Below are 13,142 nucleotides of genomic sequence, written 5' to 3' on the forward strand. Positions count from 1 at the left end.
TTTTTTTCATTCATTGACCAGAACAGATTCACTTGGTTGGTTTACCTGAATGTCTTCTTTAGCTCCGATTCCAGCAGAGTTAAAGGCTGCTGACACCACTGAAGCTGCTTCATCGCCATATTGAACTTTTGCAGCAGCAAGCATCGCATCACGAGCATCACTGAATTGTGCTTTAGGTGTTAAGTAATTTACTAACGAGCTGTAGAAAATAGTCTGTGCTTTTTCAATGCCTAAGTTCTGGATAATGGTGTAACCAATCCGATTAATAATTCCACTATTATAATGAACACCGCCTTGATCATAATAAGGCGTTCCTTTATACCGTGCTCGATCGTCGTATTGAGCCATGGTTTCTGGTTGTCCGTGTTTACTTGGCGTTTGTAAATTTCGAATACCTGTTTTTCGGTCAACACTCTGAGTATCCGCACCAATTTCTGGATTAGATGCACCCGAAATAATATAACCCATCAAATCAGAATAAGATTCATTCAAGGCACCTGATTGTCCTAAATATTCTAAACCGGCAGTATGTTCCGTCACACCATGTGTCATTTCATGACCAACTACATCTAAAGAGGAAGCATACGTTTTTCCTGTTGGTGTACTTGTTTCACCATAACGCATTGCTTTTCCATCCCAAAAAGCATTGTCATAAGCATCTGGATGTTGTTCATCAACAACTGACAAGATGGGCATCCCTCGATCATCAATACTGTGTCGTTGGAAATGATCTTCATAATATGTTTTTACAAATTTTCCATGCGTATAGGCGTCAACAGCATTCTGATTTAATGCTGCTAGTGATGGTGCTTGAATAATAGAATAATTATTTTTGCCATCAACTACTGCATGGTAAACCCCTGTGTTATCCGTTCCGTGTAAAGCAATTCCCGTATTGCTTTTTTCAACTGGTACATTAAACGTTACTTGAAAAGAGTTTTTTAACGTTACTTCACTACCGACATGTTCCGTTAAATCTTGTTTTTCCATAATTGTTCCATCTGTAGCATTTACTTTATAAACCAATGATATGGGGTCACCAGTTGGTGAAGAAGTTACTCTGACTTTATAAAATAATTGCCCTTCATTATTTACACGTTTGTCAATAGCTAAAAAGACAAGATCTTTAGTTTCCGGATTATCAGAAGCAATAATTTTTTTAACTCCTTCTTCACCGATTGCATCAACCGATTGAATTTTCACTACTTGATCAACTGGATTTCCTGTAACACTTGTTACTGCACCATTTTTATCTAAATGAATAATCACATTATCTGAATCAACAGTAACGCCTTCCGTTTGCTTTTCTAACTTAAGATGCTTCATCCCCCACGCATCTTCTTTTCGATCTACAACCGTATATTGTTCAGCAGCTGCCTCAGAAATTGCCTCCTTTTCCAACTTCGATAAAACTGTTGAAACTTCACTTTCTGAATAAACTTGTTCTTCTGCTGCTACAAAAAGTGAAGAAAATAGACATGAACTTCCAACAAAGATGCCTGTACCTAAAATGTATAAAATTTTATTTCCCTTCATCAAACAATTAACTCCTTCCCCAGTTTCCTTTTATTTCTTTTCCCAACAAAAGTATTGCTTTATCCTCCCTAATTTTTCCCGTTAAACGACCGCCCCTTTCCCTGCGTAAATATTTGTTGCTATTTTCATTATAGACAACTACCTAACCGGCACTATCTAAATTCCTTAATCAGCCGACATTTTTCCCTGTATTGCCCCTCATAACTCAATACCATAGCAAAAAAGTTGTTAACAAATTCATTCGTTAACAACTTTTTTACTATTATGATTTTTTTCAATAATTAAATGTTGAGTAACCGATCCTTCATTGAAGAACGTTTGCAAATCAAATTGATCTGAAAAATCAACAATTTCTTTTACGTATAACAATCCCCAACCGTGCTCTTCAGGGTTACTTTTAGAACTAAATTTGGTTTTCTTCATAACCCTAAAATCAAATTCGGCTTGGACACTATTTGTTATCACAAACTCTTGTGTTTCATTTTTATTGAAAATCGAGATAGCGAACATTTTCAATTCTGATTTTGCACTGTTTTCAATCGCGTTATCTAATAGAATAGCCAACAAACGAATCACAACCACTAAGTCGATTGATGTATCAAGAATAAATACTTCTGGCACATCAACAATCACTTTTAGTTTTGCTTGCTTTGCGGTATTAATTTTCATACTTATGAGTGCCTTAAGTTCCATATTTTTCAAACGATTTAACTTCATAAGTTCAAATTCTTCATTATCAATAATTTTTTTGGTTGGTGCAATCGTTTCTTCATAAATTCTTTTGATTTCCAGAATATCTTCGTATGAAATAGCAATTTGTAAACTATACAATAAATTTTTATAGTCATGACGAAACATCGCTAGCTCTTCGTTAATGGATTCTATTTTTTCAGTATAAATCGTTAAATTATTCAATAATTGAGTGTTGATACGTTGTTCTTCCAAATAAGCTTCAATGACTAAGCCAATCAGAATTAAAAATAAACCTACACTTATTAATAACTCCAATTTAGAACTATTTACCGTGACAAATCCTCGCATAAAGTCAGGTGAAATCTCTGGCGAAATCAAAAACACAAAAAGTAATAACAGAATCAACAATAAAAGTAAACAACCAAAAAAAATTCGGCTATTTTCTAACACACGATTTAATCTTAAAAAAACACTATTAGGAATTTTTAAAGCAATCCAGATATTTATAAGCAACAGAAGAACATTTGAGGCAATCCATAATAATTTATTTTGATAAATCTGTTGAAAAAAAACACTTAAAATCGTTTGCTCCGTGTAATTGATAAACGAAACCATAAGCAATGTAAAAACGGATAAAAATATCGCTTTAAAAATTGAGAACCTCTTTTTGTGAATGAGTAAAAATCCTGTAAAAATAACGACTGTCAGCGCATAAATCAACCAAGAGTAGCCCAACATTAATGCCGCAAACGAACAAAGATTAATGACAATAAGCAATGAAAGTAACGGTATTTTACATTCAATCTTGATCAATGTTACTCGTAAAAAGACAAAAACGATAAAGCTAGATGCCAGCAAAACGTTAGTAGCTAATAACAACAAAATCATTTTTCAATATTCTTTTTAGGTTTTTCAGTTTGTCCCATCCATTGTCCAAATATATTGGGCGAATTTTGATTTAATCTAGGCTTAGTTCCCACACCATCACTAACTTTTGCAACTCTTTTTTCAATAACATTTTTAATTATTTTTTTACCAAATTTCATAAAAACACTTCCTTCAATTAAATTTTTTGTTACAGGGAGTATCATCAGACCTTGGATGACGAGACCGTAGAGTATTACTGAAGCAATCTTTTCTTTGACAAACAGACTACATAAAATAAGTAAACACACCCTTATAAGGCTTTGCTTTTTGAGCACGTTTAAATCAGATGGCTGAACAGGTTCAATCGCTGTTCCTTGTGGCGCATACCAATAAAATAATACAACTAAGAGGAAAATCAATAGAATTTTATAAATAAACGGTAAGCTCACAGAAAAATTTTTCAATACAAATGGTATGGCAACATAGATAACAATGCTTTCTAGACGACAGAGCCATTTGGTTTTCGCATGCCAGCCACCTGCGACAGGCCGTAAAAAAATCAGTACGACGTATACAATAAAGGTTTCGCTTAACGTCCCAAATAAAACTGATAAAATCAGAATCATCAGAAAATTAAATAAGCCAGAAAAATAAACGGTTAGATAATATTTTGTCCATTGTGTTTTTCCTGATTGATCTTCCTGATCCATATCCATAATATTTTTTAGAATCCAATCGATTAGCATATCGCCCTCCTCTTCAAGTATTGCACTAAATTATAACGAATATAGCGACTAATAGATAGATAATTCCTTAATTAGTCATTATCCCTCCCTAAGTAAGAAACAGCGCCTTAACCTGAGTATAATATCTTCTTGAGACTGGTACTTCCGTTCCGTCTCTCATAGTTAAAAGATGCGTTTTATAATTTAATTTTGACGCATATTTTTTATTAATGATGATTGATTGATGGACTCTAATCAAATCTGGATGCAGTTGTTCAATTTTTGATAACGTTCCATAAAATTCTCTTTTAAAATTTTTACCAACCATTGACACACGATGATCGTATTCCGTTTGAAAGAAATAAATATCATTAATATCCATTTTTATAGAAGACGCTTTTAAGTTAATGATAATATATTCACTTTTTGTCTTTATATTTTCTTTTTGTTGAATATATGCGTCGACACATGTTTCAACTTCTTTTTGGAAATCTAGAAAATCCACGTTCTTTTGAATAAATTGAAGAGCTGAAACCATATATTTGTAGGAGGTTAAAACTAATTCTGTGTGAGTAGAAATAAATACAATCAGACTTTCACTGTCTGTTTTTCTAATTTCTTTAGCAACCTCAAATCCTGCCTGGATATGATTGTTCATTTGAATATCTAGGAAAAAGATATTTAGTTGGGCGTCCTGGTGTGCCACTTGTAATAATTCATCTGAACGTGAAAATAAATGGATTGTTTCATTATAAATATTTCTTGAATGTAGGATATTTGTTACCAATGCTTCTAACGCTTTTGCTTGAATAATTTGGTCTTCTAATATATAAATAGCCATTTGTTCACTCATCCCTTTCTCAAGAAGATATAAAATTACACAACAAAAGACAAATGATTATAATGTTCAATCAATTTATGCAACAATAAAAGAGATAAAAAATTGATTGTCTGTTAGTATATTCACATAAATTTAGTATAGCGATTTCAGTAGTTTCCTGCAAACAAAAACATAAAATAACAAAGCATCAAGAAAGAGTACTTTGGACTATTCATCTTTTTCTAACGAATCATGAGGACTATTGTCTCTTCGTTGATGAAAAACAAAGAATCAACCGCCAAACTGTTCTTGTCATTTTATACATGACAAAATCAATTCATTGGTCGATTCTGGTTATTTTAATTTGTTAGTTCACACATGGATCATTGCGCTAATTTTTTACTTAAACATCCACACTTCTTCCTGTTGAATGAGTCGATTAAGCGCCAATGTAGGTCACGCCACTACTATAAGCAATTACATTAGGTAAGACACGATACGAAATCGTTTGATCATTGATGACATTGCTTTCAGAAATAATGATTCCATCAGAAGTGACCGCTTCAACAAAAGCAACATGTCCATATTGATTATCTGCGCCAGCAACTCCTGGTTGGAAACTAATCGCACGACCAGCTTTAGGCAATGAACTAACTTGATAGCCTAATGCACGTCCTTTTCTTCCCCAGTCACTGCCATTTCCCATAAATTCATCCACAGAAGTGCCCAACTGTTTGAAACGATTATAGACATACCACGTACACTGGCCCACGGGATAGCTACCACTCCGATTATAATTGATCCCATCATAGACTGGAAAATGCATTTGTTGCTGTTCCGCTTCCGACAGCTCATTTTTAGATTGGATAATCAAACCGTCCACTGTTTTTGGTAAATCAAATTGCGTTAAGTTATAAACCGCAATTAACGAATTTAATTTATTATCGTATTGCTTGTCTGTTGCATATTTACCTGTTAAAAAACGCGTTGCTTGAAGGTAGTTTTTGGCTTCCGAACGCCACGCCGGTTTATAAAAATCTTGGTTTCCGTCAATCCCTTGTCGGAGTAATTGAACATAATCTTGCAGTGAGTCATTATAGCCACCGTAATCGCGAAACCCAGCGGAAATTGTATAAAGTTGGCCCCTCTGATCAGCCTCTTTTGTTGAAAAGCTAACACTATTTCCTTGGAACGAACCTTTCACGCCAAAGAGATTATAATAAGGTTCTTTGGCTAGTTGACTTTCGCCAGAGCCACTTTCTAAAATAGCCTGAGCTATCATCACTGATGCAAAAACATCGTATTTTTCGCCAAGTTCTCTGGCTGTCTCACCAATTTTTTTAATAAACGCTGTGGTTTGTTCTGACTTCTGCATTTCAAATGACGCACCATATGTTGCTAAAACTTCTTTGCCATACTCCGTTAATGTGAACTCCTTAAAAGGATTAGTCACTACCAAGCGTATTTCCTCTTTTGAGTCTGGTTGTTGTTTGGCAGTATAGATATTCTCTAACTGAGCGATTACTTCTGGTTCCTCCTTAGAATCCGCTTCCGCTGCGGCAATTAAATATTTTCCTTGGCCAAGATAAACACCATTTTGAAGCGTTTTTCCTTCAGCTGTTTGCCAAAAAATCAGATCACCAGGTTCTGCCTCCTCTATAGAACGAGCTTTACCAAATGTCATTTGTTCTTGCGGTGTACTGCCAATGTCTATTTTAAATAATTGTTGGTAAATTTTTTGGGCAAGGAAACTACTGGTCAATGCTTGCTCCGTCAAATTAAATTCTTTTTTTGTTTTCCCAACGTGTCTTAATGCTTCAGCGACCACGACTGCCCGTTTCTTTTCGCCAAAAGACGACAACAGTGGAAGTTCGTAGCCTTTTAAATTTGAAGAAGCTATTTCATCTACTTTGAGGGACGGATTTAACGATACAGCCTGATTTTCTTCAACAAAGTTATTGTTGGCTTCAGGAACTTGAATAGGTTCTTCGGGTTCTTGCTTGGTCACAGGAACTTGTGGTGGTTGCGATTGTTCAACAGGCTGCGTGATTTCTGATGATACCGTTGGCTCTGTAGGTTCTTTTTTTGTTTCAGAACTAGTATTTGTGGTTGTCGTTTCTGTCGTTGAATGACTCGTTGATTCGGTAGTCGTATCGGTAGAACTACTTGATTCAGATGACGAACTACTAGTGGACGTTGTCGATGTAGCAACAGTTGTTTCGGTTGTTTCGGTTGTTTCAATTACTTTTTCTTCCGAAGTAATTGTCGTTTCCGAGGACAGAGCTGTTTGTAGCGAGCTACTTGGTAATTCTGCAGCCAACGTAACAACTGGAGCGACTTCCAAACTCAGAAGAACGAGAATACTTGTTAAAACAAGTAGTTGATTCTTGATTTTCTTTCTTTTCATTCGTAAAAATCCTCTCCTATTACTTACTTGCGCATTTGCACACTGTTTTTGTACAAATGCGCCTTGTAAGTTAATGATACGCTAATTTTGCTCTTTTTTATTTTTGAAGAATAATTTTCCTAAACCAATACTTACTATCAATAGAAAACCACTGATTGACCAGATTGGCGAAACAACTTCATTTGCTTTTGGCAAAGTACCAGAAGTGGTGGTTTTCGTTGTCGTTCCACCTGTTGCTGTGCCCTTTCCTGGGCTGGTTACACCACCAGTCCCGCTAACCGTGCTATGATTTCCATTGTTGCCTGTAGAGTTGCTACTGATTGGCTCTTCTGCCATTGCTTCAATGGCTTGTGCTAAAATACTTAAACATTTGTCCACAGCTTCTTGCGTCGCATTTGGGTCCTCAACAAGTGCTTTTGCTTGTTTAATTGCTTCAGCTAAAGCTTCTTGCGATGCTTTTGTAAATTGTTTTCCTGCTTTAGGTTTCAAGGTTTCTGCTTTTTGAAGCAGTTCTTTCAACTTTGTTTTATCCGTTTGAAGGACTTGTTCCTCTAAACTATCCAAAGCAGTTTTTACATTTTTTTCAGCAGTATCAATTTGTTCTTGCCGAGCATTTTTATCAGCTAAAATCCCTTCCGCTTGGTCAATTGCTTCAGTTAAGCGCGCTTTAGACTCGCTGGTAAATTCTTTTCCGGCAGATGGTTTGATTGCTTTTGCTTTGGCTATCATTGCCTCTAAGGCTTTTTTATCTGTAACTAACGCTTCTTCTTGTAACCCATCGATGGCACTAGTTAATTCAGCAACCGCTTCATCAATCATTTTTTGATTAGCTGCTGGGTTTTCCAATGTGTTTTTAGCTGCTAAAAGCGCTTTTTGTAAATCTTGTAACGAGGAGGCAGTAAATTGGTGCCCTTCACTTGGAGTGACTTGCTGCGCTCGTTTGACAACTTCTTGTAATTGGTCTTTATTTACAAGGGGTACTTCTTTTAATTGAGCCATTGCAGTTTCCAATGCGTTTAGAGCCTCTGAGACTTCTTCTTTTGTCGCCGTTTCTTTCGCTACGATTGCTTCAGCCGCTTGAATTGCTTCTTGCAATTGTTTTTCTGTTTCTTTTGTAAATTGGTATCCTTCTTCCGGCTTTCTTCCTCGGGCTTGAGCGATTTTCTCTTTTAAGGTTTCCTTATCAACGGCGACGGGTTGTTCTTTTAATTGTGCAATTGCTTCACGCAATGTTTTAGTCGCTTGGTCTATTTCTTCTTGGGTAACTTTTTCTTGAGCAAATACTTTTTGAGCTGCTGCTAATGACTCTTCGAGAACTTTTTTAGTTTCTTCGGTGAATTCTTGCCCATCACTTGGTTTCTTCGCCAGCCCCTCTTGAATTGCTTTTTCTAAATCAGCTTTATTCGCTACATCAGGAATTTTTTCCAACTGACTTGCAGCCTTTTCTAGGTTTTCCACAGCAGCAGAAACGTCTGTCTGTGTGGCTTGTTCATTGGCTAGAACAGCTACTGCCTCATCTAAGATTGGTTTAAAGATTGCCCAAGTTTCAGGCGTATATTCTTTTTCGACACGTGCTTGATTTAGCGTAATTAGCGCTTGTAATAACTCTTTATCTACTAGCTCTGTTGGTTTCACCGTTACAGAAAAATCTGAAAGTGTGGCTTGTTGGAATCCTTGGCCTACTAATAAGCCTTGACTCATATCAAATTGTAATGGCTGCTCAACAGTTGTCGCACGTTTTACGCGAGTTGTTTCTTTTACTTTAACTTTAAAGGTAACTAAGTCCATTGAACCATTTAACAATTGTTTATTTCCTTGATTACTAAGAACTAAATATAGATTCTCCACACCATTTGAATGTTTCCGATATTTAGAATAATTTTCCATTTGTTTTGTATTATTCGTGGTTGCAGGCTGACCGACAAGTTCAAATTTGCTAGAATCAAAGGACATTTTGGTGCTTAACGCATTAATGTTTTTTAAGTCTTGACCTTTAAGTGTAAAGGTTAATGTATCGCCAGGAAGATAGGTATCCTTGCCATTTTCATTAACCACAGCAAGGGATAAACCGCCCGCAATTTCTTCGACATCAGGTATCTCAATCCCACCATCTAATTGTCGTAAAACATAACTGATATCATAAGCATCAATTACCCCATTTTTATTTAAATCGCCTTTTTCAACATAGCCATTAAAGTCACTGTCCACCGATTCTAAGCCTGTATAGTTTCGATAACTCATTGCATCATTTTCATCAATCGTTCCATCGTTAGTAATGTCTCCATGTAAGATTCCTTCTGTTCCTGGTTGTTTGTAAAAGAGCATCTCACGACCAGAGCCAAAATTACCCACCGATTTTAATACCTTCATTTCAACAAAACGATACGCTTGGTCCTTCGTTTCAATGGTTTTTGTCAAAGCATCTTGCTTCCAGTTAATAGGTTCTGAAAACTCTGTCCAATTAGCTCCATCTTTCGACGTCCGATACTGGAGTTGCAAAATATTTCCGTTGCCGGCATTGTCTCTTGGCAAGTATTCAATTTTATCCATTTGATACTCCGCACCAAGATCAAATTTTAAAGTCAAGAAATTCCCATCACTTGGATTAGCGATGCCGGTTGACCAGTTCGTATGCCAGCCTGTACTTAAATCTTTATCTGTTAATTTCTTCAATTCTGCGCCTGGTTGTTCTGGTAAATTACTTGTTGCTTTGACTTGATTAATTGTTTCTTTATAGGGATCATCTTGTGTTTTTCCTTTAATCGGTTCACTCCATTCAGAGACCCCGTTTTTTCCAACAGCTCGAACTCGAAAAGTATGTTCGCTTAAAAAGGAAAATCCATCAAATGTTGCTGTATTCGTTTGAATATTTCCGAAAACAGTCCCGTCACGCTCTACTTCATAGCTTGTTGCCTCAGTTACTTGATCCCATTGAAGAGTCAAAGAAGATGGCGTTGTTTTTTCTTCATTGATTGCGACATTTGCCGGAATAGTTAACTGGTCATCGACCGTTGTATTTCCTCCGTCAACCGTTCCTTTATTAATGAAACCTTTGACAGTTATTTGAACATCTTTGGCGGTCACAGATTGTTTCGCTAGTTTTACTGATAACGCTGATTGGTTCAGTTTTTCTCCTGAAGCTTCAGAAAGATACTGATTCACTTGGAATTCTTTATCAAAATAATATAGATTTGTGCCAGCTAAAAATTCTTCTTTATTAGCTGCTTGTTTCAAGGTTACTTCTGTTCCCCCCACCATTGCTGTTACGCTTTCGGGCGCTTCTGAAGCTAGCAAATCAAGCGTGGTGCTTCGTTCATCAACAAAGCCACTATAACTTCCTTTTGTCGGTTCGATAGTAACGGTCAGATCACCTTTTTCGTTTGATTTAGGGCCTTGACTATTTATTTTAGTCGTAGCTGATTGCCCAGCTTCATAACTAGTTGAAATTCCGTCATCTTCATACATATTAAAAGAAGTGGCGCCATTTGGATAAATCAAGAAAGATCGTTGATCCCGTTGGATTTCCTTTGGATTGTTGTTTGGATTCGTCATTGGGATAATACTGCCATCTTTGACGAAAACGGGCACCTTCCACAGCGGTGTTTTTACTCCATTTAAGACACGGCCACCTTGATATTTTTCGCCTGTAAATAAGTCAACCCAGACTTGTTTTTCATCTGGTAAGTAGATTCCATCACGGATTGAATTTCCTGCCTCATCTTGATTGCCATTATAAATTGGGGCAACGAGTAAATTGGGTCCCCACATATATTGGTATTGAGAATCTTTTGTATATGTTGTTCCTTCATTAGGAAATTCTAAAGCCATGGCCCGTACCATTGGTAGTCCATCAACTGATTCCTTGGCAATACTGTAGTTATAAGGCATCATCATTGATTTTAATTTTAGATACGCTCGGTTCAAATCTGTGGCTTCTTGATCAAAAGCAAATGGCGTTTTTGGATTGGAGCCCCAGCCGTCCATATTTAGCTGCACTGGTGTAAAAGTTTTCCATTGGAAATCACGTATGTTGACCTCTTTATTTTTTCCACCAAAAATTCCATCCATATCTGAACCGACATTTGGTTGTCCAGACAACGAAGTCCCGATATATGTTGGGATATGGAAGCGAATATATTCCCATTGACCACCCGTTTGATCGCCTGTCCAGATACCAGCGTGCCGTTGGGTTCCGGCCCAACCATCTAATGAAACAATCATCGGACGAACTGCGCCGTCTGTTTCTTTTACAAAAACATTCGCGGCATCTTCTACACCATTTAAGCCAAAGGAATACCCATACCCGACCCACGCCACGTCAGTTTTGAGAGCTTTAACACCAGCGACACTAACTTCTTTCGCAATATCCCGTTCTCCTTTTTTAGGATTTTTAGGATCCGCTGGATGGAGATTAGATTGGGTCCACAGCCCCACTTCAACACCATTGGCTTGAGCATACTCTGTAAATTCTTTTAAGTTTTGTACATCGCCGTCCAATGAATCTGTTTGGCCATAGCCAGCACCGTAGCCGTCATTTGGCAAGAACCACCCTAACGGCATATCGTTTTTCTTATATCGATCAATAACTGCGCGTGCAGAAAATTGATAATTCTCTTTTTCTCCATTTAAAGATTCTAGCGTGCCATTTAAGTTTCCTAGATCGCCTGGTTGGTATTCTTTGTAAAAATTACCATCTTCAAACTTAACTGCTCCCGCGGTTCCTTCTGCTACTTTCACCCAATAGTCCCGATTATACGCGTTTAAATGCGCTTCATAGAACCCGTATTCTGGCATCAAAGCTGGTTTCCCGGTTAATTCATAGTAATCTTTTAAAATACCTGCTGAGGAATCATTAAAGAAATAAAAAGCATCAAAATCTGTTCCTTCGTGCGTTGTTGTGGTTGTTTGTGGATCATGACTTCCAAAATCATAGTTGCCAGGTTTCCATGTATTTCGAACAACGCCATACCCTGCAGTTGACCAATAAAATGGGTTAGGCGATGCTACTCCGCCATCTACCCAATTGTTCGTATTGACAATCTGGATAGCTGTTCCTTTATGCGTAAATCGACCATTTTGAGTTCCTCCGCCAAAATAATTTTCTTGACTACTTTGTTTTAACGTTTGTGTAGCTTTATCATTTTTAAAGGATAGCGGAGCGGTTTCTTCTAAAATGACTTGATTCTTTTTCTTGTCTAGAACTTCCATTAAAGCGCTTTCTTTTTCGAACATAATTTTTAAACCATTATTTTCTAGAATAAATTGGTTTCCTGAATCTGTGACGTTCGTTTGCTCAAAGGCTTGTGTGCCATAGTCGGCCATTGTTTTAGCCGTAATTTTCGCAACATGCTTTGGATCATTTGGCGTTGGATATTCTTCAAATTTACCAGTTGGATCTAGATGATAGCGAAAAAGATGGTCGTTTAAAATACTAATTTGTGCTTTTTTTCCAGAAGCATACGTAATGACAAAGTTTTTCTCCGCTTTTTCAATCGACACAATTGCTCCGACTGACGTTGCTGAATCAGCTACGTCTTCTTTTGCTGTTTGCTCTTGCGCATCAACCACTTGAGAATCCATCGTAACAAGCGAATGGAACGCCAATACAGACGAACTCACTAATAAAAATGTCAACCAGTGCTTTTTACCGTAAATTTTTTTACCCTGATACTCTTTGTTCATTTTTTCCTCCTTAAAATTGCTCCCCATAGAATAGTTCCGACACAATTACTCACAAAATCCAAAACCCAACAAAGTTTTATCCAGATGAAAAGTCATAACGATTTTCTTAGTTTACTGAGACTGTTAGCAAGTCAGTTTCAGTAAACCCTTCATAAACACATCCTTTCAATAAATTATTAAATGAAAACAATCCATTTTCATCTTATATAAAAATTTTAGTACAGAATCACAATTTCTCGATGAATGCGTTTTCATTTGTTGACTACCAATTTTTCACTTTTTTAATAACATAATTATCGTATGATGGTTTTTTTGTGTTTGTCAACGGTTAATTATAGCAGCCACCATTAACGAGTATTAACCCTTGATAAACCAGTTAATTCACTTATAATGATGATTTTATTGCGAAAAT

6 protein-coding genes are annotated in these 13,142 nt (G+C 36.7%); all 6 read right to left on the reverse strand.

Annotation, left to right across the window (positions count from 1 at the left end):
- Positions 1 to 6 precede the first annotated feature (6 nt).
- Complete coding sequence (gene gelE / locus IGL48_RS07890; RefSeq protein WP_080113403.1) at positions 7 to 1,539, reverse strand: M4 family metallopeptidase coccolysin; 1,533 nt, start codon at positions 1,537 to 1,539, stop codon at positions 7 to 9.
- Between the two features lie 234 nt (positions 1,540 to 1,773).
- A complete protein-coding gene (fsrC, locus tag IGL48_RS07895; RefSeq protein WP_282852480.1) occupies positions 1,774 to 3,117 on the reverse strand; it encodes a sensor histidine kinase FsrC in 1,344 nt (447 codons plus the stop codon).
- Positions 3,114 to 3,842, reverse strand: coding sequence for an accessory gene regulator AgrB (locus IGL48_RS07900; RefSeq protein WP_010824736.1), 729 nt, complete (start codon positions 3,840 to 3,842; stop codon positions 3,114 to 3,116). The genes fsrC and IGL48_RS07900 overlap by 4 nt, the downstream gene beginning before the upstream one ends.
- Positions 3,843 to 3,930: 88 nt before the next feature.
- The gene (fsrA, locus tag IGL48_RS07905; protein WP_073340375.1) at positions 3,931 to 4,662 is read right to left on the reverse strand and encodes a response regulator FsrA; all 732 of its coding nucleotides are present in this window, start codon (positions 4,660 to 4,662) and stop codon (positions 3,931 to 3,933) included.
- Between the two features lie 418 nt (positions 4,663 to 5,080).
- Positions 5,081 to 7,048: an amidase domain-containing protein gene (locus IGL48_RS07910; RefSeq protein WP_010821685.1), complete on the reverse strand. Its 1,968-nt coding sequence runs from the start codon at positions 7,046 to 7,048 to the stop codon at positions 5,081 to 5,083.
- A gap of 81 nt (positions 7,049 to 7,129) precedes the next feature.
- Positions 7,130 to 12,757 carry a TIM-barrel domain-containing protein gene (locus IGL48_RS07915; protein ID WP_025190748.1) on the reverse strand — a complete coding sequence of 1,876 codons (5,628 nt, stop codon included), beginning with the start codon at positions 12,755 to 12,757 and terminating at the stop codon, positions 7,130 to 7,132.
- Positions 12,758 to 13,142: the final 385 nt, after the last annotated feature.

This window comes from Enterococcus sp. DIV1090, from assembly GCF_050537975.1.
Classification (GTDB): Bacteria; Bacillota; Bacilli; order Lactobacillales; family Enterococcaceae; genus Enterococcus; species Enterococcus faecalis.